At 64.9% G+C, this 22,293-nt stretch carries 21 protein-coding genes; 6 read left to right on the forward strand and 15 right to left on the reverse strand.

Features of this window, described 5'->3' with window-relative positions; all coding sequences use genetic code 11:
- Nucleotides 1-718: 718 nt before the first annotated feature.
- Together corA and ACOYW5_RS00295 are read right to left on the reverse strand one after the other, a co-directional pair.
- The gene (gene corA, locus ACOYW5_RS00290) at nucleotides 719-1,705 is read right to left on the reverse strand and encodes a magnesium/cobalt transporter CorA (RefSeq protein WP_423067272.1); all 987 of its coding nucleotides are present in this window, start codon (nucleotides 1,703-1,705) and stop codon (nucleotides 719-721) included.
- A gap of 204 nt (nucleotides 1,706-1,909) precedes the next feature.
- Nucleotides 1,910-2,401 carry a hypothetical protein gene (locus tag ACOYW5_RS00295; protein ID WP_423067273.1) on the reverse strand — a complete coding sequence of 164 codons (492 nt, stop codon included), beginning with the start codon at nucleotides 2,399-2,401 and terminating at the stop codon, nucleotides 1,910-1,912.
- A gap of 117 nt (nucleotides 2,402-2,518) precedes the next feature.
- Between ACOYW5_RS00295 and ACOYW5_RS00300 the strand changes: the two genes are divergently transcribed.
- Nucleotides 2,519-3,202, forward strand: coding sequence for a GNAT family N-acetyltransferase (locus ACOYW5_RS00300; RefSeq protein ID WP_423067274.1), 684 nt, complete (start codon nucleotides 2,519-2,521; stop codon nucleotides 3,200-3,202).
- Here ACOYW5_RS00300 and ACOYW5_RS00305 read toward each other — a convergent pair whose 3' ends face one another.
- From ACOYW5_RS00305 to ACOYW5_RS00325, 5 genes are all read right to left on the reverse strand, one after another.
- Nucleotides 3,203-3,628 (reverse strand): hypothetical protein, encoded by a 426-nt coding sequence (locus ACOYW5_RS00305; RefSeq protein WP_423067275.1) that lies wholly within the window; start codon nucleotides 3,626-3,628, stop codon nucleotides 3,203-3,205.
- On the reverse strand, nucleotides 3,616-4,509 hold the full coding sequence (locus tag ACOYW5_RS00310) for a LysR family transcriptional regulator (RefSeq protein WP_423067276.1): 894 nt from the start codon (nucleotides 4,507-4,509) through the stop codon (nucleotides 3,616-3,618). The genes ACOYW5_RS00305 and ACOYW5_RS00310 overlap by 13 nt, the downstream gene beginning before the upstream one ends.
- The gene (gene trxB / locus ACOYW5_RS00315; RefSeq protein ID WP_423067277.1) at nucleotides 4,510-5,472 is read right to left on the reverse strand and encodes a thioredoxin-disulfide reductase; all 963 of its coding nucleotides are present in this window, start codon (nucleotides 5,470-5,472) and stop codon (nucleotides 4,510-4,512) included.
- Nucleotides 5,473-5,644: 172 nt separating this feature from the next.
- Nucleotides 5,645-6,118, reverse strand: coding sequence for a transcription elongation factor GreA (gene greA, locus ACOYW5_RS00320; RefSeq protein WP_423067278.1), 474 nt, complete (start codon nucleotides 6,116-6,118; stop codon nucleotides 5,645-5,647).
- A gap of 253 nt (nucleotides 6,119-6,371) precedes the next feature.
- Nucleotides 6,372-6,581, reverse strand: coding sequence for a cold-shock protein (locus tag ACOYW5_RS00325; protein WP_299644008.1), 210 nt, complete (start codon nucleotides 6,579-6,581; stop codon nucleotides 6,372-6,374).
- Between the two features lie 443 nt (nucleotides 6,582-7,024).
- Here ACOYW5_RS00325 and ACOYW5_RS00330 point away from each other — a divergent pair, with 443 nt between their 5' ends.
- On the forward strand, nucleotides 7,025-7,945 hold the full coding sequence (locus ACOYW5_RS00330; protein ID WP_423067279.1) for a methyltransferase: 921 nt from the start codon (nucleotides 7,025-7,027) through the stop codon (nucleotides 7,943-7,945).
- A 39-nt stretch (nucleotides 7,946-7,984) separates the two neighbouring features.
- Here ACOYW5_RS00330 and ACOYW5_RS00335 read toward each other — a convergent pair whose 3' ends face one another.
- The 5 genes from ACOYW5_RS00335 to carB all read right to left on the reverse strand — a co-directional run bounded on the left by ACOYW5_RS00335 (nucleotide 7,985) and on the right by carB (nucleotide 14,935).
- Nucleotides 7,985-8,779, reverse strand: coding sequence for a phytanoyl-CoA dioxygenase (locus ACOYW5_RS00335; RefSeq protein ID WP_423067280.1), 795 nt, complete (start codon nucleotides 8,777-8,779; stop codon nucleotides 7,985-7,987).
- Between the two features lie 199 nt (nucleotides 8,780-8,978).
- Nucleotides 8,979-9,341, reverse strand: a complete 363-nt coding sequence (locus tag ACOYW5_RS00340) for an iron chaperone (protein WP_423067281.1) — start codon at nucleotides 9,339-9,341, stop codon at nucleotides 8,979-8,981.
- A gap of 23 nt (nucleotides 9,342-9,364) precedes the next feature.
- Nucleotides 9,365-10,222: a DMT family transporter gene (locus tag ACOYW5_RS00345; RefSeq protein ID WP_423067282.1), complete on the reverse strand. Its 858-nt coding sequence runs from the start codon at nucleotides 10,220-10,222 to the stop codon at nucleotides 9,365-9,367.
- Between the two features lie 101 nt (nucleotides 10,223-10,323).
- Complete coding sequence (locus ACOYW5_RS00350; protein ID WP_423067283.1) at nucleotides 10,324-11,475, reverse strand: hypothetical protein; 1,152 nt, start codon at nucleotides 11,473-11,475, stop codon at nucleotides 10,324-10,326.
- A gap of 136 nt (nucleotides 11,476-11,611) precedes the next feature.
- Nucleotides 11,612-14,935: a carbamoyl-phosphate synthase large subunit gene (carB, locus tag ACOYW5_RS00355; RefSeq protein WP_423067284.1), complete on the reverse strand. Its 3,324-nt coding sequence runs from the start codon at nucleotides 14,933-14,935 to the stop codon at nucleotides 11,612-11,614.
- Between the two features lie 356 nt (nucleotides 14,936-15,291).
- On the opposite strand from carB, the gene ACOYW5_RS00360 reads away from it, so the two are divergent.
- Nucleotides 15,292-16,200: a prohibitin family protein gene (locus ACOYW5_RS00360; RefSeq protein ID WP_423067285.1), complete on the forward strand. Its 909-nt coding sequence runs from the start codon at nucleotides 15,292-15,294 to the stop codon at nucleotides 16,198-16,200.
- A 10-nt stretch (nucleotides 16,201-16,210) separates the two neighbouring features.
- Here the strand turns inward: ACOYW5_RS00360 and ACOYW5_RS00365 are convergent, their stop codons facing one another.
- Nucleotides 16,211-16,864, reverse strand: coding sequence for a DUF2161 domain-containing phosphodiesterase (locus ACOYW5_RS00365; RefSeq protein ID WP_423067286.1), 654 nt, complete (start codon nucleotides 16,862-16,864; stop codon nucleotides 16,211-16,213).
- A gap of 153 nt (nucleotides 16,865-17,017) precedes the next feature.
- Here ACOYW5_RS00365 and ACOYW5_RS00370 point away from each other — a divergent pair, with 153 nt between their 5' ends.
- Entirely contained in the window at nucleotides 17,018-17,296 is a 279-nt protein-coding gene (locus ACOYW5_RS00370) for a DUF2277 domain-containing protein (RefSeq protein WP_423067287.1), read from the forward strand.
- Here the strand turns inward: ACOYW5_RS00370 and ACOYW5_RS00375 are convergent.
- Nucleotides 17,293-17,793, reverse strand: a complete 501-nt coding sequence (locus ACOYW5_RS00375; protein ID WP_423067288.1) for a hypothetical protein — start codon at nucleotides 17,791-17,793, stop codon at nucleotides 17,293-17,295. The genes ACOYW5_RS00370 and ACOYW5_RS00375 overlap by 4 nt on opposite strands.
- A 180-nt stretch (nucleotides 17,794-17,973) precedes the next feature.
- Between ACOYW5_RS00375 and ACOYW5_RS00380 the strand changes: the two genes are divergently transcribed.
- The gene (locus tag ACOYW5_RS00380; RefSeq protein ID WP_423067289.1) at nucleotides 17,974-19,050 is read left to right on the forward strand and encodes an SH3 domain-containing protein; all 1,077 of its coding nucleotides are present in this window, start codon (nucleotides 17,974-17,976) and stop codon (nucleotides 19,048-19,050) included.
- 65 nt (nucleotides 19,051-19,115) lie between these two features.
- Here the strand turns inward: ACOYW5_RS00380 and clpS are convergent, their stop codons facing one another.
- A complete protein-coding gene (gene clpS / locus ACOYW5_RS00385) occupies nucleotides 19,116-19,424 on the reverse strand; it encodes an ATP-dependent Clp protease adapter ClpS (RefSeq protein WP_423067290.1) in 309 nt (102 codons plus the stop codon).
- 85 nt (nucleotides 19,425-19,509) lie between these two features.
- On the opposite strand from clpS, the gene ACOYW5_RS00390 reads away from it, so the two are divergent.
- A complete protein-coding gene (locus tag ACOYW5_RS00390) occupies nucleotides 19,510-22,287 on the forward strand; it encodes a M16 family metallopeptidase (protein WP_423067291.1) in 2,778 nt (925 codons plus the stop codon).
- Nucleotides 22,288-22,293: the final 6 nt, after the last annotated feature.

Consider the following 22,293-nt stretch of genomic DNA (forward strand, 5'->3'; position numbering starts at 1 on the left):
CCGGGGCAGCGAAAGGTGAGGCGAGTGAGCGCGGGGACACCCAACGTCGCCTTACAGTTTGGCAAAGCAAAAAAAAGAGGCTCCATCCGAAGATGGAGCCTGATGAAAAGGACCGAAGTCCAAATCTGAAGTGGTGGCAAATGGACGAGGGAGGAGGATACGCCATTTGCCGGTGGTTCTAAGTCGAGGGAGGAGGATACGACTTCGAACCGGGTGTCGCAGAGCAGGACCGAGGGAGGAGGATACGGTGCGGCTCACATCGACAGTCACAATATGCACTTTGACCGTTTGGTCCACAATGCGCAGTGCTACATGCCAGCTATGCAGTTTCCGCAGGGAAAGGTCAGTCGTGCTGACATGACGTAAACGTCACAGAGATACTTGGAGCCCGGGAAAGAATAGGGCCCCGCTCGAGGGGAGAGCGGGGCCCGAGTTGCAATCACTGCTGACTGCAAGGAGGAACAAACAACGAGCGCGAGGAGGAGGAGGGAGAAGCGCTCAGCTGCTGTCGACGCGGGATATATGGCCGTGATGCTGACCCATCAAGCAGAAGTCGGGCATGCGAGACATGCGTCTGACGCATGCCTTTTAAGTCGATGAGTTTGCTCGTGTATTGGGGATTCCGGGGTGCACCACGGCGTCTCACGACGACGTGATCGGGCGTAAAGGACTGATGTGACAGTTTTTTGTCAGTTTCGTCCGGCGATTCCGGAGCGTGCTACAACCAGCCGCTGCGCTTGAAGAACAGGTAGGGCAGGAGCGCGGACAGCACCATGAGCCCAATCGCCAACGGATAGCCAAAGCTCCAGTTGAGCTCGGGCATGAAATCGAAGTTCATGCCGTAGATCGAGGCCACAAGCGTGGGCGGCAGGAACACGACGGCGGCGACCGAGAAGATCTTGATGATCTGGTTCTGCTCGAGATTGATGAGCCCAAGGGTCGCATCGAGCAGGAAGGTGATCTTGTCGGAGAGGAAGGCAGCGTGGTCGCTGAGCGCGGCGGCGTCGCGCTGCAGAACCTTCAGCTCCTGCTTGCGCTCGCGAATGGCCTGCTGGTCGGCGGTGCCGGCGCTCTGGTGATAGCTGACGAGTCGGCTGATCGAAACCAGGCTTTCGCGGGCGAGCGTGAGGACGTCGCCCTTCTTGCCGATCTGCTCGATGAGCGATTGCAAGTCGCGCGTCTTGCGGGTGGGCTTGGTGGACTTGTTGCCGAAGACTTCGCGCGAGATCAGATCGATGCCGTCACCGGTGTTCTCGAGCAGCTGGGCGAGGCGGTCGATGAAGGATTCGAGCAGGCCGATCATGACGCGCTCGCCGCTGATGTCGGCGGTCGTGGGGCGCGATACGAGGCGCTCGTAAAGGCGGAAGGGCTTTGGGTCGGCGTAGCGGACGGTGACGAGCTGGTCGTTGCGCAGCACGAACGTGATCGGCGTCTTCACGACCTGGCCGGCTTCGTCCTCGATGAGGGCGGTGATGGTCATGAACTCGGCACCTTCCTCGCTGTAGAGGCGGGCGGAAGGCTCGATGTCCTGCATCTCGCGGCGGGTCGGAATGTCGATGCCGAGACAGGACTCGACGAACTTGTCCTCCTCGCGCGTCGGGTCGGTCAGGCTGTACCAGACGGCGTTACCGACACCGGTTTCGGCGGTCGGATCGATGTCGGTGGGGACGAGGCGGTTGCCATCGCGGGTGTAGGCACGCAGCATGACGGGGCTCCAAAGCTCACCGCGCCGGCGCGCCGTACCCGATGCTTCGGGCTAGAGCGCCGGCAAGATCGAAGATCGACTTCGACTGTCGGGGTTCATTTCCAGTTCCTATTGAAAGTTCGGTCGCAAGCGCCCGAAACACGGCCGGAATGCGCCTTTGGCGCGCGCCCGTCAAGAGGGTGGAAATGCCGTCTCAGGACGTGATCAGTCGAGGAAGGCAGAGGTCAGCATCGCCCGCAGGTCGCCATCGGTGGCATAGGCGATGTTGTCGATGCGCCAGATGCGGGCGCTCATTGTCGGATCGTCGATCAGCTTGAGCGCAAGCGTGTCGGTGAAGTTGGCGTCGGGGTAGTCCTTGAAGGCGTAGTCGATGCGGATGCGGGCTTCGTCCATCATGAAGTCGACGTCGCCCGGCTGGCATTGGTCGGCATAATCTGGATAGGCCTGCCAGGGGATGCCGTCGCCGAGCGGGGGCTTCTCGTCGGGATGCGCCTTCTGGATCACGTCGTTCTTTTCGAGAGCCGTCGCGATCTCCGAGGTGAGACTCGCCGTCAGCAGGCCAGTCACCGGCGCCATGTCGTTGCCGAGGCGGGAGAGGCAGAAGATCTGGCCGATCTGCTGCGGGGTGAGCGTGATCGGCTGGGCGAGGGCAGGAGTCGCGAAGGCGATGGCGGCGAGGACGAGAGCTGTGCGCATGGCCGATTCCATTTGGAGTGGCGCGATTACTAGTCGTGTCGGCTGAACTGCCGATGAATGCGGAGGGCTTGGGGGCGGACGGGGTGGAATGCTAGACGGCTGGCGAACGGAGTCGCCATGACCAAGCTTGCCGCCCTCGACAACCCCGCCTGGAACTCGCTGATATCAGGCCACCGGCCGATCGCCGAGATCAACGGGATGGCGGGGCGGTTCCCCATCGCGATGTCACCGATCGTCGGGTTGGAGCGCTATGTGCCGGAGGCGTTCGGGCAGCTTGCGGCGCTGGTGCCGGAGGAGGATGCGGTCGGGCTGGTCACGACCGACTCGTATGAATTGCCGGCGGATTGGGAGCTGCTGGGCGAGGTCGAGTGCTACCAGATGGTGTGTCATGCACCGGTTGGGTTGCCCGCGGTTGCGCCGGTGCGACTGGTCGAAGCCGATGTGCCGGCGATGGTGGAGTTGGCGCTGGCAACGGAGCCGGGACCGTTTCGCGCCGGGACGATCGCGATGGGCCGATACTATGGGCTGAAGGCCGAGGATGGCCGGTTGATGGCAATGGCCGGCGAGCGGATGCAGCCTGAGGGGCTGACCGAGGTCAGTGCCGTCTGCACGTGGCCGGAGTTCCGCGGCAAGGGATTGGCGGCGAAGCTGGTGTCGTTTGTGGCGGCGCAGATTGCGGCGGACGGGCGGGTGCCGTTCCTGCATGTGAAGACCGAGAACGTCGCGGCGGTGGCGCTGTATCAGCGCCTCGGTTTTGAGGTTCGGACGAAGATTGTGTTCAGGCTGATGCGACGCAGGTAATCAGTCGCCGGCCAGGCTGTCGCGCATCGACTCGCCGTCGGAGAACAGGATGTCGTCGAGGCGCAGCAGACCGTCGACGAAGCGCATCACCAGGCGGTCGGAGAAGCCGGACTTGCCTTCTTCGCGATACCGGTAGGAGAGGATCACTTGTGGCGCCTCGTAGGTGCCGGAGGCGCCGACGGGCTCGCAGATGTTGGCGTAATCGGGCTTGCCCTGCCAGCGGACTCTGTCGATGCCGGTCTTTTCGACCAGGGTCCGCGTTTTCGGCGTCAGCACGGCGAGGACCGGGGCCATGTCGCCCGACAGGCGGCCGATGCAGAAGACCACGCCCAACTGCGTGGAGGTCATGGAATCGGCGAAGGCGGGGGCAGACGACAGCACGAGAGGCAGCAGCGCGAGCGCCGCCACTCGCTCTAGAATGACCATTCGCGGGCTTTGCCGACGAGGAAATCGCGGAACACGCCGACGCGTTTCGAATTCTTGAGGGCCGGCGGATAGACGAAATAGGCCTCGTAGGCCGGCAGTTCGATGCCGGCGAGGACGCGGATCAGGCTGTCCTCGTTCTCGGTGACATAGTCGGGCAGCATAGCGATGCCGATGCCGGCGCGGGCGGCCTGCATCATGCCGTAGATGGCGTTGACCTTCATGGCGGCGCGGCGGGGCGAGGAATCCGGGCGGCCGAGCCGCTCGAGATAGTTGATGTCGCCCAGGTAGGACGGCACCGGTTCGCCGAACGAAATCACCCGGTGGGCGTCCAGCTCTTCGACGGCCTTGGGCTCGCCGAACTCCGCGACGTAGCCGCGCGAGGCGTAGAAGTGATTGTGCACCGTGAACAGCTTGCGCTGGATCATTTCCGACTGGTTCGGCCGGTGCAGGCGGATGGCGACGTCGGCTTCGCGCATGGCGAGATCGAGCTCGGCGTCGTTGAGCTTAATCTCGATCTGGATTTCCGGATAAAGGATCAGGAACTCGTGGATGCGGGACGATAGCCAGGTCGAGCCGATACCCACCGTGGTGGTGACGAGCAGGGGGCCGGTCGGGACCTCCTGGCTCTCGGACATCTGGGTCTCGACCTGCTGCAACTCCCAATGCATGCGGTGCGCAGTGCGGAAGAGCTGCTCGCCGACTTCAGTCAGGACGAGGCCGCGGGCGTGGCGGATGAACAGCTTGAGGGCGAGATCTTCCTCGAGCGCCGAAATCTGCCGCGATACGGCAGACTGGCTCATGTTCAGCCGTTCGGCGGCATGGGTAAAGGACCCTGATTCAGCGGCGGTGTGGAAGATGCGGAGCTTGTCCCAATCCAGCATCTATTCCGCCGCCTCCGCGAGTTCCATCGAGGCAAGATATTCTTCGGCATCGAGGGCAGCCATGCAACCCATGCCGGCGGCCGTAACCGCCTGGCGGTAGACATCATCGGTGACGTCGCCGGCGGCGAAGACGCCCGGGATGTTGGTCGACGTGGTGCCGGGCTTCACCTGGAGGTAGCCACCCGGCTTCATGTCGAGCTTGCCGGCGAAGATAGACGTCGATGGCTGGTGGCCGATGGCGATGAAGACGCCGTCGACATCCTTCTCTGTGACCTTGCCGGTGCGGGTGTCGCGGATCTTCACGCCCTTGACCGAGCGGGGCATGTTCTCGCCGTAGACCTCTTCGACCTCGGCGTTCCAGATCACTTCGATCTTGGGGTTCTTGAACAGGCGCTGCTGCAGGATGCGCTCGGCGCGGAACTCGCCGCGACGATGGACGACGGTGACCTTGCTCGCGAAATTGGTGAGGAACAGCGCTTCCTCGACGGCGGTGTTACCACCGCCGACCACGACCACTTCCTTGCCACGATAGAAGAAGCCATCGCAGGTGGCGCAGGCGGAGACGCCGAAGCCCTGGAACTTCTCCTCAGATTCCAGGCCGAGCCAGCGCGCCTGCGCGCCGGTGGCGATAATGACCGAGTCCGCGGTGTAGCGCGTGCCGCTATCGCCGATGAGGACGAAGGGCCGCTTGTCGAAATCGACCTCGACGATGATGTCGTTGATCATCTTCGTGCCGACATGCTCGGCCTGCGCCTTCATCTGCTCCATGAGCCATGGGCCCTGGATGACGTCGGCGAAGCCGGGGTAGTTCTCGACATCGGTGGTGATAGTGAGCTGGCCGCCCGGCTGGAGGCCGGCGATCATGACGGGCTCGAGCATGGCACGCGCCGCATAAATGGCGGCGGTGTACCCGGCAGGGCCCGATCCGATGATGACGACTTTGGCGTGCACCTTACGCTCCATTACGCTTGGACTGATGGAGTCCTGACCTCGACGCGTGACAGGCCACGCTGCACCCAAAATAGGGGGTTCGGCGCACGCCTTTCAAGGCCGGACCCATCGTCGGCGAGCGATGGAGCGCACGGCGTGGCGGAAAAGTCCACAGTTTCGCGCGGGCCACCCGCCCGCTGGGGGGTCAGACGAACTTAACTTCGAGGATTTCGTACGTCTTGGCGCCGCCGGGAGCGGCAACTTCGACCGAATCGCCCTTCTCCTTGCCGATCATGGCGCGCGCGATGGGCGAAGAGATCGAGATGCGGCCCTTGGTCAGGTCGGCCTCGGCATCGCCGACGATCTGGTACGACTTCTCGGCCTCGGTGTTTTCGTCGACGAGTTTCACCGTGGCGCCGAACTTGATGGTCGAGCCCGAGAGCTTGGTGACATCGATGATGTCGGCGAGCGCGAGCAGCGACTCGAGTTCCTTGATGCGGCCCTCGTTGAGGCTCTGCTGCTCCTTGGCGGCGTGATACTCGGCGTTTTCCGAAAGGTCGCCGTGGGCGCGCGCTTCCGAAATGTCGGCGATGATCCGGGGCCGTTCCTCAGCGGTGCGGCGACGATATTCCTCAGACAGGGTCTTGTGCCCCTGCGGTGTCATCGGAATCTTGTCCATTGCCGTCTCCAACTCAAAAGAAACACTCCCCCTGCCAAAGTCGTTCGGCTTACCGGCAGAACTGACTTGAGGGGGAGCGCGGGACTAAATTGCCTGCAGCGTGCGCTTCGGTCAAGCGCCGCGCGGTCGCACTGCGCGAGCGGTGCATATCGTTGCGGATGGGCGCGGCGTCAATAGCTCGCGGCGCCCGGAATGAGAAAGGCGCAGCCCGCTGAGGCTGCGCCGTGTCGGTTTCCCTCGAAACCTATTCCGATCAAGACGGCTGGAGGTTGTCCGCGGCATTCTTGCCGGTGCGCTTGTCCTTGACGATCTCGTACGTGACCTTCTGGCCCTCATCGAGGCCCGAAAGCCCCGAGCGCTGAACGGCGGAAATATGCACGAACACGTCGGCCCCGCCTTCATCCGGCTGGATGAAGCCGTAGCCCTTCTGGCCGTTGAACCATTTAACAGTGCCGGTAGCCATATAAAGTCCCTTTCGCAGACTGCCGTGGCGGTTCCCACCCCAATAGGAACCTTTGCCAATCGAATTCTTGGAATGAACCTCAGCAGGCGCGTAAGACGCCAGGCACGAAGTGTCGGCCGCAATATTCGACCGTTAACTTGTAGCCGGAAACGAATGCCCTATCAATATGGGCAATTAAACGACTATTCCCCGGCGCGCGGGTGGCACGTCGAGTTGGGCGTTTTGTCGTCAACGTCTTCCTGACACACCGGGGAGTGGGTGCATCGAGGCATAAGAGTCCGGGGCGGGGGGCCCCTCAGACAGCCGATCGGCAGCGACCGGCTTATCTCCAACTTATGCTGCTCCATTGTGACGGCAAAGTGGAAAAATCCGTCTTCCACCCGCTTCCCAGCGAAATCGGCGCAGGATAGATAAGCGGCCGTCCCATCCGGGTGCCGATTTCCTTGCAGCAAATACAGTATTCGTCGGGCGACATGGTTGCCGACCGTCGCGCCGGCCATGCCGCGGCGCTGGCGGCTGAGCGCGCCTTTTCCGAAGCCGCCGAAGTGATGGAGCAGGCGCTCGAGCTGGTGCCGCAATGGGTGGCCGGCTGGAGTTTGCTCGGCGGCTATCGCGAGGCGGCGGGCGACGTGGCGGGTGCGGTGAAGGCCTGGCTCGAGTTGCTGCGGCTCGACGTTGCCGGAGTGTTCGGGGCGCGGCTGAAGCTTTCGGCACATGGGGCCATCGATGGTGTCGGCGCCGAACAGGCCTATGTGGAGGCGCTGTTCGACGACTACGCGCCACGCTTCGAGCAGTCGCTGGTGGACAAGCTCGGCTACCGGGTGCCGGAGCTGATGAAGGAGCTTGTCGCCGAACAACTGCGGCGGCGAGGGATGACGCGCTGCGGGCGGGCGATCGACCTCGGTTGCGGGACTGGTCTCGTCGGGGTGCAGTTGCGGCCGCTGGTCGAATGGCTCGAAGGCGTCGACCTGTCGGCGAAGATGGTCGCGCAAGCCGGGCGGAAGCAGATCTATGACCGGCTCGAGCGGGGCGAGCTCGTCGCCTATCTCGATGGGCTCGCGGAGCAGGCCGACCTGATCGTTGCGGGCGACGTGTTCAACTATGTCGGCGCGCTCGACGCGCCGCTGGCGGCGGTGCGGCGGGCGCTGGCGGACAGCGGGACCGCGGTGTTTTCGCTCGAGGTGCATGAGGGCGATGAAGCGGTGCGGCTGGACCGGTCGCTGCGCTTCAAGCACGGCATCCGCCACGTCGTTGGGCTCTGCGAGGAGCTTGGGCTGGTGCCGGTGACGGTCGAGGCTACGGTGCTGCGGACCGATCGCGGTACACCGGTCGACGGCGCGCTTGTCGTCGTCGAGGCATGCTGAGCGAGGGTGAGGGGCAGGGCTGCCCCTCACGAGATCGGATCAGGCCAGGGCCAGCCGAATGGCGCGTTCGACCGGCGAATAGCTGCCATCGGCACGGTCGAGCGTGATCGGCTCCCGGGGCTGCAGCGGCGGCTGCGCCATGAAGCGCGGCCGGGTGCCGTGGTGCGGCTGGGCGGCATGAACCAGGAACGGATGGCAGAGGTAGACCGTCCCCGGCATGCCGGCGGCGAGGACCTGCTTCCGGTGCGCCGAGGTGGCAAAGTTGTCGGCGGCCAGTTCGCGTAACGACAGGCCGGCCTCGCCGGCGGGCGCGAGCTGCCTTGCGATATCGCGATGCGAGCCAACCCTGATGCGGGTGGGGGCATCGTCTTCGCCGACCTCAGAGAAGACGAACAGCATCAGCAGGGCCCGGCCCTTCGATGACACGTTGGCGCGCCAGCTGAGGAAGTCGGACGGGTTCTCCTCCCAGCCGAAGCTGACGTCGATGTGCCAGCCGGCGTCGCCCGGATCGTCCGGCGAGGGGAAGCGGATCGGGAAAGTGCCGAGGCTGCCTTGCGGAGTCCAGCGGCCGGCTCCGACTAGCTGGTCGAAGGCGGAGTGGAGGACCGGCGTGTTTGCGGCCTCGACGAAAGGCGGCTGGGCGTAGTTGCCGAGGCGGATGACCGGGCGGGTCCAGGTCGACGGATCGTCCGGGTCACAGCCGGTATCGGCCCAGAGGATACGGCGGCACTCGGCAGCGATATCAGCCGGGAAGGCCGTATCGATCCTGACGAAGCCGTCGGCGACGAATTGCTCGATCTGCGCTGCGGAGAGCGCGGGAAGGGGGTTGGGCATTATGAAATCCAAATCGCAGTAGCCCGCATGGGGGGCGAAGCGCCTCCGGACTGGTCGCGGAGGCTGGGCGTGTTGCCTTGCGGCTCGCTCAGGCGAGCAGGAACACGGATGCGAAGTGGCGGATCATCATCATGATGCCGGCACGATAGTCATCGTGGCCGTGGGGTCAACCCGGACGTTGCGCGTGCTCGAATGTCGGTCAGCGTGCGGCGGCGTTGATTTCATCCAGCCGTGCTTTGACGGCGCGCTGGATGAGATCGAGCGGCAGCGGCTGATCGAGCGGGAAATGCAGCGAGCCCTTGGACTCGCGGTAGGGCGCCAGCTCGCGCTGCAGCGCCTCATCGCCGGCAAGGGCAGGGTAGACCGCCAGGTGCTGTTTCCAGCCGGCGAAGTAGATGACGACCGCCTTTTTCAGCTTGTAGGTGGGGATGCCGTAGCTGATCGACTCCGTCGTGTCGGGCGCAGCCGACCGGACAGCACTGCGCAGCGCCTGCAGTTTCTCCTGCACGTCGGCGGGGAAGGTGGCGATGTAGGCATCGATCGAGGTATGGGGCTGGGGCATTGTCGAAGCTTGCTCCGGAACTCTTAGCGCGTCGAGGCCCGCCGACGACGGTCGGCACCGATCAGCGCCAGTGCAACGCCGCCGAGGATGCCGAGCGAAGCGACAATCAGGCGAGTTGTCAGGGCTTCACCGATGAACAGGACGCCACCGAGGGCGGCGATCGCCGGCACCGTCAGCTGGACGATGGCGGCGGTGGTACGCGGAAGTCCGGGGAGGGCGGCGTACCAGATGGCATAGCCGAGGCCCGATGCGACGGCGCCGGAGGTAACGGCATACACGGCCGCGCCAAACTCGATCGGTTGGCCGAAGGTGGCGGCGAGCAGCAGGAGAGCGGCGGCCGGGATGGTGCGGACGAAGTTGCCGGCGGTGTCGACAAGCGGGGACTTCGAGCCGCGGCCGAGCAGCGTGTAGGCGGCCCAGCAGAGACCCGCGAAGATCATCAGGATCGTGCCGAGAGGATGCGGGGCAACAAGGCCCGGCGAGACGAGCCAGGCGAAGGCCGCGAGCGCGGTGCCGAGGCCGAGCCATTCGAGCGGCCCGGGCCGATCGCCCTTCAGGATGGCCCAGCCGAGAATGCCGATCTGCACGCTGGCAAACAGAATGAGGGCACCCGTACCCGCGCCGAGCAGGATGTAAGCGACGGAGAAGGCGATGGCGTAGCCGAACAGGGCTGCGGCGGCGCGCCAGCTCCCTCCGACGGTACGCATCGGTTGGCCCTGACGCAGCGAGAGGAGGAGGAAGAGCACCACCGCGCCGGAGGCCAGCCGGATGGCGGTGTAGCTCAGTGGCTCGGCGCCCGCCGTGGCGAAGGCCAGCCGGGTCAGGACTGAGTTGGCCGCGAAGGCCACCATCGCGACGGCGGTGAGGAGAGCGATCTTCATACGACTGCCCTCCCTGCAAGCGGCGAGATTCGGTGGAGTATTCGCCTTTTGGCGGCGCGGGTCGAGCGGCTATCGCTGGGCTCGCCGTCCGTCGATCGCGACTAGCCCTCGTCGGAACTCTTGAACGGTTGGCCGTCAAAGCGACGGATGTCCGTCTGGAGTTCCAGGCTCTCTATGAGCATCAGCAACTCCTGCGCCTGCCGCTTCAGATCGTTGTCGCCAAAGTTCAGGACCACCTGGGCGTACTTGCGTGCGGGTACGAGGTCGCCTGTCAGGGCGTAGTATCGGGCCAATTCGATGTTGGCTTCCAGCTCTCCATAGGCGCCGGCACGTTCGAGCCAGCGCATGCCTTCGTAGAACTCCTCGCCTTTCTTGGTCTGCATGAGGAACTGGCCAAGGTAAAAGTAACCTCGGGAATAGTTCTGCTCGGCCGCAGCACGCAGCCACTTTTCGGCTGCCACGAGGTCTTCTTTGGTACCGCGGCCGGCATTGTAGGCGATGCCTGCCTGCGACTGCGCCACTGGATCGCCAGCCTCTGCGCCCTTGAGCCACCACACCAGAGCCTCGGTCGTATCCTTGGGAACGCCGCGACCGTTGTCGTAGGCACGGGCGACACCACGAATTGCGGGAATGTGGCCAGCCGCAACAGCCTTGCTGTGCCAGTCGAAGGATGCGGCGTAGTTGGGTTCTCCGATCTTGGGATACTCATGGCCAAGGGCCAGATTGTACATGGCAAGCGGATAGCCGGCCTCCGCCGCTCTGGTGAAGAGGGTGCGGGCAGCGAGCGGGTCCGGCGCAACACCCCGTCCTGTATCGTAGAGCATGGCGAGATTGTTGGTGCCGATGACGTGGCCATGCGCAGACGCCTTGGTCAGCCATTCGAGAGCCACGCGATAGTTGTTGGCGACGCCGTCGGCCTGCATGTACGCCGTGCCATACGCCGTCTCGGCTGGAGGATAGCCGGCCTGGGCGGATTGCAGCATCAAGGCCAGCCCCTGCTCGTATGACTTGATCTGCATGAGCGTGCGGCCGAGGCGGTAGAGGATCTCCGGTGCATCCGGCGCTTCGGCCAATGCCTCGCGACAGGCGCGGATCGCTGGGCCCGGCAGGACTTGGCTCCATTCCACACCACGGCCCTGGTGACCGGGCTCCCAGGGGTGGCCGGCATATTGATCGCAGAGTTCAGCGGAGGTCTGGGCCAGGGCTGGCGTTGCAATAGCCAAAAACAGCAACGAGAGGACGATTCTAAGCATCGCAAAACAACTCGCACGATATGAAAGTATGGGCGAGTGATACGATGGCGCCGGTCGATGCCGCGACAAATTCGGTCTTAAGGTTACTGCGCAGTCCGCAGCTCGCGCGAGTAGTTCGCGCGAGCTAGCCGGTCAATCAAGCCGCGAAGTAGCTCTGCAACGGCCTCACCTGCAAATTCCCTTCGCGGTAGGCGAGAATGCCTTCCACCGCGGCGACGGCGCCGGGGATGGTGGTGTAGTAGGGGATCTTGCCCATCAGTGCGGTGCGGCGGATGTCGCGGCTGTCGGAGATCGATTTGGCGCCATCGGTGGTGTTGATCACCAACTGGATGCCGCCGTTCTTCATCGAATCGACGATGTGCGGACGGCCTTCGAGCACCTTGTTGACCTTGGTGGCGGCGATGCCGTTCTCGGTCAGGTATTTGTGGGTGCCGGAGGTGGCGACGATCTTGAAGCCGGCATGCTCGAGGTGGCGCGAGAAGCCCAGGATCAGGGGCTTGTCGTCGTCGCGGACCGAGATAAACACCGTGCCTTCCTTCGGCATCTTGGAGCCGGCGCCGAGCTGGGACTTGGCGAAGGCCATGGCGTAGTCGGTATCGAGGCCCATGACTTCGCCGGTCGACTTCATCTCGGGGCCGAGCACGGTGTCGACGCCGGGGAAGCGGTTGAACGGGAAAACGGCTTCCTTGACAGCGATGTGGCCGAGTTTCTTCTCAACGAGGTTGAAGCTCGCGAGGCTCTCGCCGGCCATGATGCGCGAGGCGATCTTGGCGATCGGCTGGCCGATGACTTTGGCGACGAAGGGGACCGTACGCGAGGCGCGGGGGTTCACTTCGAGGATGTAGATGGTGCCGTCCTTGAGCGCGTACTGGACGTTCATCAGGCCGCCAACCTTGAGGGCCAACGCGAGTTCGGTGGTCTGGCGCTTCAACTCGGCGATGACGTCGTCGCTGAGATGAACGGGCGGCAGCGAACAGGCACTATCACCCGAATGGATGCCGGCCTCTTCGATGTGCTCCATGATGCCGCAGACGAAGACGTCCTTGCCGTCACTCAGGCAATCGACGTCGATTTCGATGGCGCGGCTGAGGTAGCCGTCGAACAGCAGCGGGTTGTCGGAGAGGACTGAGTTGATCTGGCCTGTCTTGTCGTTGGGGTAGCGGATCAGGATATCGGGCGGCACGAGGCCGGTGAGCGTGTCCTGAACGTAGCGCTCGAACTCGGATGGCGAGTGGACGATGGCCATGGCGCGGCCGCCGAGCACGTAGCTCGGGCGGATCACCAGCGGGTAGCCGAGGCGCTCGGCGACGATGCGGGCCTGCTCGAGCGAATAGGCGATGCCGTTCTTGGGCTGGGCCAGCTCGAGCCGGGAAATGAGCTTCGAAAACAGGTCGCGGTCTTCCGCGAGGTCGATGGAGCCGGGCTGGGTGCCGAGGATCGGCACGCCGGCGCGCTCGACGGCATCGGCGAGGTTCAGCGGGGTCTGGCCGCCGAACTGGACGATGACGCCGTGCAGGGTGCCGTTCTGCTTTTCGGTCTCGAGGATCTCGATGACGTCTTCCTCGGTGAGCGGCTCGAAGTAGAGGCGGTCGGAGGTGTCGTAGTCGGTGGAGACGGTCTCGGGGTTGCAGTTGATCATGATGGTTTCGTAGCCCGCGTCGGCGAGCGCGAAAGCGGCATGGCAGCAGCAGTAGTCGAACTCGATGCCTTGGCCGATGCGGTTTGGGCCGCCGCCGAGGATCACGACCTTCTTGCGGTCGGACGGGTAGGCCTCGTCCTCGACGGCGCCGGCAAAGGTCGATTCATAGGTGGAGTACATGTAGGCGGTCGGCGAGGCGAACTCAGCCGCCGAGGTGTCGATGCGCTTGTAGACTGGGCGGACGCCGAGCGACTTGCGCAGCGCGCGCACGTCCTTGGCCTGCTTGCCGGAGAGGTCGGCGAGGCGGCGATCGGAAAAGCCCATGGCCTTGAGGCCGCGCAGGGTCTTCGCATCCTCCGGCAGGCCGAAGTCGCGGACCTTCTTTTCGGTATCGACGATGCCCTTGATCTCTTCGAGGAACCACGGGTCGATCTTACTCGCATCGTGGATGTCTTCGAGGGACAGGCCGAGCCGCATGGCTTCGGCCACGTGCAACAGGCGCTGCGGCGTGGCGGTCGAGATGGCGGCGAAGATGGCGTTCTCGTTGTCGTCTTCCTGCGCGCCGGCTTCGTAGCCGGGGATGCCGATCTCGTTGAGGCCGGTCAGGCCGGTTTCGAGCGAGCGCAGCGCCTTCTGCAGCGATTCCTGGAAGGTACGGCCGATGGCCATGGCCTCGCCGACCGACTTCATCGAGGTGGTGAGCCTGTTGTCGGCGCCCGGGAACTTCTCGAAGGCGAAGCGCGGGATCTTGGTGACGACGTAGTCGATGGTCGGCTCGAACGAAGCCGGGGTGGCGCCGCCGGTGATGTCGTTCTCGAGCTCGTCGAGCGTGTAGCCGACGGCGAGGCGGGCGGCGACCTTGGCGATCGGGAAGCCGGTGGCCTTGGAGGCAAGGGCGGACGAGCGCGAGACGCGCGGGTTCATCTCGATGACGATCATGCGGCCATCGGCGGGGTTGATGGCGAACTGGACGTTCGAGCCGCCGGTCTCGACGCCGATCTCGCGCAGCACGGCGATCGAGGCGTCGCGCATGATCTGGTATTCTTTGTCGGTCAGCGTCAGCGCCGGGGCGACGGTGATCGAATCGCCGGTGTGGACGCCCATCGGATCGACGTTCTCGATCGAGCAGACGATGATGCAGTTGTCGTTCTTGTCGCGAACGACCTCCATTTCGTACTCTTTCCAGCCGAGCACGCTCTCCTCGATGAGCACTTCATCGGTGGGGGAGGCGTCGACGCCGGTCTCGACGATGGCGAGGTATTCTTCCTTGTTGTAGGCGATGCCGCCGCCGGTGCCGCCGAGGGTGAAGCTTGGACGGATGATGCAGGGGAGGCCGATCACCTCAAGCGCCTGCAGCGCCTCGATGGTATTGTGGGCAAGCATCGAGCGCGGGGTCTCGAGGCCGATCTTCTTCATCGCGTCGCGGAAGAGCTCGCGATCCTCGGCCTTGTCGATGGCCTCGGCGTCGGCGCCGATCATTTCGACATTGAACTTGTCGAGGATCCCCATCTTCTTGAGGCTGAGCGCGCAGTTGAGCGCAGTCTGGCCGCCCATCGTGGGGAGCAGGGCGTCGGGGCGCTCCTTCTCGATGATCTTGGCGACGACGTCGGGGGTGATCGGCTCGATATAGGTCGCATGGGCGAGATCGGGATCGGTCATGATCGTCGCCGGGTTCGAGTTGACCAGAATGATCCGGTAGCCCTCGTCCTTCAGCGCCTTGCACGCCTGGGTGCCGGAGTAATCGAACTCACAGGCCTGGCCGATGATGATCGGACCCGCACCGATGATGAGGATCGACTTGATATCGGTGCGTTTTGGCATCTGGGCTCGTCTTTTCTATTCGCTTCGGCTTGTCCGAACGTCTCTCGACTTTTCGGGCTTCGGCTTGTGGGCGCGCGCGGAAAGACCCGCGGATGCGGGCCGGTGGCGTCGGATTCTATGGGCTAAGCGCGTCCTGTAACCGAAGCTTTGGGGGAAGGGAACCCCCGAGGGCAGAGGTTCCGACGCGAAGTTGTCGCGGGGGTGCCGCAAGATGGCCCCGGCGATGAACGGCTACAAGACCGGCAAATGCCGAATTATCCGTCCGACGCCGGTTCAGGCCGCATTCAGCGAGGGCCATCTAGTGGGCGTGAAATTGGATCTTGCCGCCAGGGTCGGCGGCGCAAGTGGGGGTGAACATGCAGAACATTCGTGGACTGGCGATTGCCGTGGTCGTCGTAGCAGTGGCGGCGATCCTGTTTTTCGGGGCTTGGTACCAGATCGACCAGGGCGAAGAGGGCGTGGTGCTGCGCACCGGCGCGGTGGTGGGCACGGTCGGACCTGGGCTCCACTTCAAGATTCCGGTGATCGAGGACGTGAAGGAAATCTCGCTGCAATCGCACACCGAGACCTTCGACAATATGGAATCGTATTCGCGCGACCAGCAGCCGGCACAGATCCGGCTGTCGGTGAGCTATCACATCATCCCGGGTTCGGGCGGCGGGCTCTATGCCGAGTACGGCTCGGTGGAGAACATGATCGCCCGGCTGGTGGAACCGCGCGTGCCGGCGATCTTCAAGAACGTGTTCGGCCAGTATGACGCGCTGGGCGCGATCCAGCAGCGGGCCAAGCTCAATTCCGATGCTCTGGCGGCGCTGCAGGCCGGCATCGGCGAACCGCTGGTGATCGAGAGTGTGCAGGTCGAGGACATCAAGTTCTCGGCGGCCTACGAGAACTCGATCGAGGAAAAGCAGCTCGCGACCGTCGAGGTGCAGAAGCGGCAGCAGGAGCTGGCGCAGCAGAAGGTGCAGGCCGAGATCACGGTGACACAGGCTCAGGCCCAGGCCGACGCGCAGATCGCACAGGCTACGGCGGCGGCGACGGCGGTGAAGCTGGCCGCCGACGCCGAGGCGCACGCCATCCAGGTAAAGGGCGATGCCGAGGCTGCGGTGATCGCCAACCGCGGCAAGGCGCTGCGGGACAACCCGGGCGTCGTCGCGTTGATCCAGGCGGAGAAGTGGGATGGCTCGCTGCCCAACACGATGCCGCCGAATGGCACGGTGCCGTTCCTCGACCTCAACCCGCCGACCCAGACGGGCCGGCAGTAGCCGCGACCCGTTAGGTGCCGGCCGGCCAGCGCTCCAGCGCTTCCTTGCCGGCACTGGTCAGGGCATAGACGCCGCGATCGACGCGGTCGAACCAGCCATAGACATTGTGCAGCAGGATTTTCGCCGCGATCGGGGTCGTGGCCTTGAGGTCGCGCGGGCGAAGCGGGCCGGCTTGCAGCGCCGCGGCGCAGGCAAGCGCCTGCTGCCGGTAGGCGGTCATGATCGGCTTGCGGGTGCTGCCGCCGGCGGTCGGGTCGCCCCTGCGGCGGCGGTGTTCCTCGACCAGACGGATGCGCTTGCGGGTGTTCTTCCTGGGTAGCGGGGACACCGGGCTGACGATGATCTCGACGGTGTCGGCCACCCCGACGCCGAGCATGCCGAAGCCGAGGCGGCGGCAGAGGTCGCGGAAGCGGCGATCACTCTCGCGGCCCTTGCCGCGGAGCGAGACGCGAGCGGCAATCCAGACTTCATCGCTCTGGGCCTGCCGATCTACGGCCTGCAGGATCAGCTCGAGATTGAAGTTCTGCTTCAGTTCGCAGACAACCACGAGCGGTGGTTCGCCCTCGGTAATGCCGACGAGATCACAGCCACCGACTTCGCCCTTCACGATGTAACCTGCGCCCTCGAGGAAGCGTTTCACTGGCTCGTATAGGGCGGTTTCCACGGCTCGGCCTGTTCGGGTGATTCTGGGGGGATTGTAGCGCCTAGGCCGACCTAGGCGGAGCGTTCAGGTGGTCAAATGCGGCGGTTGTGACTTGATCGGGGTTGGGCTGGAGCCGATGTTGGAGGAAACCGCACTCCAACGACGAGGCCTGCCATGTGCCGCAACATCAAGCCGCTGTTCAACTTCGAGCCGCCGGCATCCAGAAACGAGATGCATGACGCGGCGCTGCAGTTCGTGCGGAAGATCTCGGGCTACACGCATCCCTCCAAGGCCAATGAGGCCGCGTTTTCCGCGGCGGTCGACGACATCGAGAAGGTGGTGAGGCGTCTGCTGAAGGAACTCGAGACGGACGCGCCGAAGCGCGACCGCGAGGTGTTCATCGCGCGGGCGAAGGAGCGGGCGAAGCTGCGCTATGCCAAGGCGGAAGCCTAGCTTTTCTTGAAGCTGATGCTCGAGGCGGTGGTTTCGCCGTCCTTGTCGACCAGCTTGAAGCTCATCTTGATGGCGCTGCCGGCGAGGGTCATCACCGACGAGGCGGTGCCGTAGCGGGTGTCCATGCCGTTGGCGGCGAAGACGATGCCACCGCCTTGGCGCTTGCCGACGGTGGTGGTGGAGACGCCCTGAGCCGAGGACGAGGCTTCGAAGCGCTTCTTCGCGTCGTTGTAGAGCATGGTGCCGCGGAAGCTGGCGGTGCCCTGACCGCTATAGGTGCAGCGGCCGGTGTAGCTGAGCTTGCCCGATACGGGCTTAAAGGTGATGCGGCAGACGACGGTGCCGGGATCAGGGCCGGAGACTTTGCCGGTGCCGCGCCACTCGCCGGCATATTTGGCGAGCAGGGTCGTTTCGGCTTCGCCGGCCAGGGCCGAGGTCGCGGGGAGCGCGAGGGCAGCGGCGAGCGCGAGGCTAACGAGGAGCTTGAGGCGGGGCATCGGACTCTCCGGAATCGGGCTTGTTCGATCAGAACGATAGCGCGACGGTGGCGGTTCCGGGAGTTGTTCGCCGGACAACTTTCTTCACAACAGTATTCAGGGCCTGTTCAGGCCCGATGTGCTTGGCTCCCTCCGGTATGCGGGCGGGATGCACCTCCTGCAGAGGAGAGGGTGAGGGAAATGTCCATTGCAAGGCTATCGGTACCAGCCGCGGCACTCGCGGCGTTGCTGGCCTGTACCGGCGGCGCCATGGCGGTCGAGGCGGCTGCCAAGTCGGCCGTCAACGTGCGCACGGGACCGGCAAAGACGTTCGGTGTCGTCGATCAGCTGACGGCCGGGGAAGTCGTCACGGTCAAGGAATGCGCGCCGTCCAACTTCTGTTTCATCGAGCACTCCGGGCCGGATGGCTGGGTGAGTGCGGCTTTCCTCGTGCCGGTGGAAGAAGACGAGCCGGACGAGGAGGTTGAGGAGGGTTCGGGCGACAATCCGGACTGCAGCTTCGGCTTCAATGTCGGGCCTGACGGTCCGAGCCTTGCGGTCAATTGCGGCGATGGACCGGTGTTCCCGCCGCCCGGACCGGGACCGGCGCCGGAACCTGATCCGGAAGACGAGCCGCGCGCCTGCTTCTACACGGGCACCAATTTCGACGGCGAGGAGCTGTGCGTCGGCATCGGCATCCGCAACGCGCTCAACGCCACGTTCAACAACAAGATCTCGTCGGTCGAGCTGTTCGGCGGGGCGAAGGCACGGCTCTGCGATGAGCCGAACTTGACCGGCTATTGCCGCACGGTAAGCACCGATACGGCGCCGCTGGTGCCGCAGATCAACAACAAGGCGTCGTCGCTGACCGTCTATGTCGGCGCGGACCCGATGCCGCTGCCTCCGCCCCCGCCGCCAATCGTCAATCCGGGCACGTTCTCGACCGGGCCGATCGACCTGCCGCAGACGTGGAGTGCCAATCTCGACAACGGCAACGTCGGCGGTTCGGGAACCGATATCTGGTATGAGGCCGTGACCAACGATGAGAAGTACCTGACACCGCAGGGCAGTGCGCGACTGGCACTGGGCGACGGCTCGAACCGTGGCTACGAGGGCTGTGTCGGGGCAGACTTCTCGGCCGATCGCGTGGCGCTCGAGGACATGCCCCCGGGCACCTATGTCTGCGCGAAGACGAACCAGGGCCGGATCTCGCAGTTCCGCGTCAACGGCTTCGTTGGGACGACGATGAAGCTCGGCTATACGACGTTCAACAACTAGGTCGAGCGGCACAGATTGACGGGGTCCGGCCAAGCGCCGGGCCCCTTTTTGCTGGCCCGCGCCGGCTATTCTTCGGGTTCGGTGGTGAAGAGCAGCGGAAAGCCCTCGCCGCGGGCCATGTCGACGGCGCGCTTGGCTTTGGTCTCGGCGATTTCCCTCGTGAACACGGCGACGACGCAACTGCCCTTGGTGTGGGCGGTGATCATGATGCGGTGCGCCTGGTCCTCGGGGATGCGGAACTCGGCTTTCAGCACCCGCACGACGAAATCGCGCGGGGTGAAGTCGTCGTTGACGAGGATGACCTTGTGCAGCGGCGGGCGTGCCACTTTGGGCACGGTCTTGGCGCGCGGCTTGATGTCGGTGTCATTGGCCATGATGCCGCCAGTATAGTGCAGGTCCCGGAGCGCTGCATCCCTCGCTGCAATGTGGGTTGGACGGCGCCGGCCAGCAATGGCATGAATGGCCAGTTTTATCGCCAGGGCTTATTGCATGCGCTTTGCTGGTTCGGTTCTCGTGGCTGCGAGCTTTGTGCTCGGCGGTGTGGTGGCGGCTGTTGGCGACGACCTGCCGCGGGTGGTGCAGTATCAACTCGACAATGGGCTGGAGGTGCTGCTGGCGCCGGACAACAAGGTGCCCAAGGTCGGCCTGGCGCTGATCTACCGGGTGGGCGGCATGAACGAGCCGGCGGGCCGGTCGGGCTTCGCGCACCTGTTCGAGCACCTGATGTTCAGCGGCACGGCAAAGTATCCGCGGATCGACGACACCTATTCGGCGCTCGGCGTCCAGAACAACGCTTTCACCGAGGAAGACCGGACGATCTACGTCGAGGACGCATTGGCCTCGACGCTGCCGGCGCTGCTATCGGTCGAGGCGGACCGGATGGCCAATCTCGGCGGTGAGGTCGACCAGCGCGAGCTCGACCTGCAGCGCGACGTGGTGAAGAACGAGATGCGGCAGAGTGTGCTCGACAGCGCCGGGGCGCCGGGTGTCGAGGCGCTGCGGGCGGCCCTGTTCCCAGCACCGCATCCATATGCGGAATCGGTCATAGGCTCGATCGCCGATCTCGATGCGGCCAAGCTCGAAGATGTGAAGGCCTTCTTCGATGCCTACTATGTGCCCAACAATGCGGTGCTGTCGCTGGCCGGAGACTTCGACGTCGAGGCGGTGAAGGCCCTCATCGCCGACACGTTCGGGCGGGTGCCGCGCGGCGCCGATGTGGCGGTGCCGGAGGCGGTGGTGCCGAAGCCGGTGGCGCTGCGGCTCGATTTCACCGACCGGCTTCCGTCGCCAGTGGTGGTGCTGGCTGCGGCGGGGCCGCCGGCCGACAGCCCGGCCAGCGTCGCCCTGACGGTGGTGAGCGACCTGCTAGGCAACTACGAATACGGCGTGCTGCGGCGCGAACTAGTGAATACCGGCCTTGCCATCAATGCGGTCGCCAGCTGGGACTCGGGGCGACTCGGCGGCCGCTTTCTGATCTCGGCGACGGCAGCTCCCGGGGTGGCGCCGGAAACGCTGGAGGCGGGGCTGCGCAAGTCGGTGGCCGGGTTTGTGGCATCGGCACTCGATGCCGGGGATGTGGAGCGCGCGCGGCGGTCGTTGCGACTGAGCCGGCAGTTGAGCGCTGAGGCGATGCTGGATCGGGCCCGGTCGCTGGCGACGCGCTTCGACCTTTATGGCGAGAACTCGCCAGGCCTGGGCGATGATCCGAGGCTGATGGCGCTGTCGGTGGCGGATGTGGAGGCGGCGGCGCGCGAGCTGCTGGCACCGGAAGCGCTGAGCGTGTTGACCGTGCAGCCGGGCGGCCAGAGTGACTATCCGGCGGTGCTGAAGGCCAGTTCGGGCACCGCGGCGCCGATTGTTGCGGCGCCGCGGCCGGTGGTGGACGTGCCGGTGCTGGCGGCCGGGGAGCCGGGACGGGCGGAACTGCCTGACATCGAGACGGCGACACTGTCGAACGGCATCCGGCTGGTGCACTACCAGTCGCCCGGCTCGCCGCGGATCTACGTCGCGGCTTCGGTCAGCGGCGGGGCCGGCAGCGACGAGCCGGGCAAGGAAGGGCTGATCGAACTCACGACGATGATGATGTCGCGGGGCGCCGGCGAGCGCGGTTTCGAGGCGTTCAGCAAGGCCACCAAGGACATCGGCGCCAACGTCTGGGGGGAGGCCGGTATGGAGCAGACGGCGGTGGCACTCGGCGTGCCTCCCGAGGGTCTTGCGGCCGGTGTCGATCTGCTGGCCGACGCGGTGCTGCGGCCGCGGTTCGAACCGGCGGAGTGGGACGCGCTGCGGGCCGAGGTGCAGCAGGGGCTGGCCTATCGGAAGATGGATCCTCAGAGCCTCGGCTACTACGCGCTGGAGGAACTGGCGTTTCCGATCCCCGAGGGCCGGGCGGCGCTGGAGACGACGTCGGCCATTGTCCAGGCGCTTGGGATCGACGAAGCCAAGGCGATGCATCTGAGGCTGTTCACGCCCAAGACGATGACGATCTACAGCGTCGGCGCGATCGGGCCGGACGCGATCAAGCCGGAGCTGGAGCGGGCATTCGGCGGCTGGAGCAATGACAGCGCCGGCGTGACGCCGGTGCCGCATCCGCCGGCAGTGTTCGCAGAGGGGCTGAAGGTCTATGTGACGCCAAGCGTCGGCGGCAGCCAGGCGATCGTTTACCTGGCGCGGCCGGCACCGGCGCTCAACGACCCGGGGATGATCGAGGCCATCGCAGTGGCACGGCTGCTGGGTGGTGATTTCACCAGCCGGCTCAACCGGGTGCTGCGCGAGACCCATGGTTATTCGTACGGGGTCGAGGCGTCGTTGTGGTCGAATGTTCCGACCGGCGGCATGCTGATGGTTTCGTCAGCCGTGCAGGCCGACAAGGTGGGGCCGGCGCTCGCCGATATCATCGCCGGTTTCGGCAGCCTCGCAACGACGCCGGTGGCGGAGGCGGAGCTGACGCGCACGGTAATGGCCACTGCATCGGCAACCGCCGGTTCGGTCGAGACCTCGGGCGGATTGTTCGGGCTGGTTATGAGCGCGGCGAGCATGGGGATGACGGCCGAGGAACTGAACGGCAAGCTCGACGAGATTGTGGCGCTCAAGCTGCCGGCGGTGCAGGCATCGGCGGAGGCGCTGGCGTCGCTCGACCGCGCGGTGGTGGTGATTGCCGGCGACCCGGACTCGATCCTGCCGCAGTTGGCGGCGATCGGCATCAAGGATGTGACGGTGCTTCCGCCGGCAGAGTGACAGTGG

It is taken from the genome of Devosia sp. CN2-171 (genome assembly GCF_049354815.1).
Lineage (GTDB): Bacteria > Pseudomonadota > Alphaproteobacteria > Rhizobiales > Devosiaceae > Devosia_A.

Bases quoted from the DNA above. Each gene is read 5' to 3' on its own strand.
- ACOYW5_RS00390 (WP_423067291.1), top strand. From the start codon at position 19,510: ATGGCCAGTTTTATCGCCAGGGCTTATTGCATGCGCTTTGCTGGTTCG.
- clpS (WP_423067290.1), bottom strand. From the start codon at position 19,424: ATGGCCAATGACACCGACATCAAGCCGCGCGCCAAGACCGTGCCCAAA.
- corA (WP_423067272.1), bottom strand. From the start codon at position 1,705: ATGCTGCGTGCCTACACCCGCGATGGCAACCGCCTCGTCCCCACCGAC.
- greA (WP_423067278.1), bottom strand. From the start codon at position 6,118: ATGGACAAGATTCCGATGACACCGCAGGGGCACAAGACCCTGTCTGAG.
- ACOYW5_RS00305 (WP_423067275.1), bottom strand. From the start codon at position 3,628: ATGGTCATTCTAGAGCGAGTGGCGGCGCTCGCGCTGCTGCCTCTCGTG.
- ACOYW5_RS00375 (WP_423067288.1), bottom strand. From the start codon at position 17,793: ATGCCCCGCCTCAAGCTCCTCGTTAGCCTCGCGCTCGCCGCTGCCCTC.
- ACOYW5_RS00300 (WP_423067274.1), top strand. From the start codon at position 2,519: ATGACCAAGCTTGCCGCCCTCGACAACCCCGCCTGGAACTCGCTGATA.
- trxB (WP_423067277.1), bottom strand. From the start codon at position 5,472: ATGGAGCGTAAGGTGCACGCCAAAGTCGTCATCATCGGATCGGGCCCT.
- ACOYW5_RS00350 (WP_423067283.1), bottom strand. From the start codon at position 11,475: ATGCTTAGAATCGTCCTCTCGTTGCTGTTTTTGGCTATTGCAACGCCA.
- ACOYW5_RS00370 (WP_423067287.1), top strand. From the start codon at position 17,018: ATGTGCCGCAACATCAAGCCGCTGTTCAACTTCGAGCCGCCGGCATCC.
- ACOYW5_RS00360 (WP_423067285.1), top strand. From the start codon at position 15,292: ATGCAGAACATTCGTGGACTGGCGATTGCCGTGGTCGTCGTAGCAGTG.
- carB (WP_423067284.1), bottom strand. From the start codon at position 14,935: ATGCCAAAACGCACCGATATCAAGTCGATCCTCATCATCGGTGCGGGT.
- ACOYW5_RS00345 (WP_423067282.1), bottom strand. From the start codon at position 10,222: ATGAAGATCGCTCTCCTCACCGCCGTCGCGATGGTGGCCTTCGCGGCC.
- ACOYW5_RS00325 (WP_299644008.1), bottom strand. From the start codon at position 6,581: ATGGCTACCGGCACTGTTAAATGGTTCAACGGCCAGAAGGGCTACGGC.
- ACOYW5_RS00340 (WP_423067281.1), bottom strand. From the start codon at position 9,341: ATGCCCCAGCCCCATACCTCGATCGATGCCTACATCGCCACCTTCCCC.
- ACOYW5_RS00335 (WP_423067280.1), bottom strand. From the start codon at position 8,779: ATGCCCAACCCCCTTCCCGCGCTCTCCGCAGCGCAGATCGAGCAATTC.
- ACOYW5_RS00295 (WP_423067273.1), bottom strand. From the start codon at position 2,401: ATGCGCACAGCTCTCGTCCTCGCCGCCATCGCCTTCGCGACTCCTGCC.
- ACOYW5_RS00310 (WP_423067276.1), bottom strand. From the start codon at position 4,509: ATGCTGGATTGGGACAAGCTCCGCATCTTCCACACCGCCGCTGAATCA.
- ACOYW5_RS00380 (WP_423067289.1), top strand. From the start codon at position 17,974: ATGTCCATTGCAAGGCTATCGGTACCAGCCGCGGCACTCGCGGCGTTG.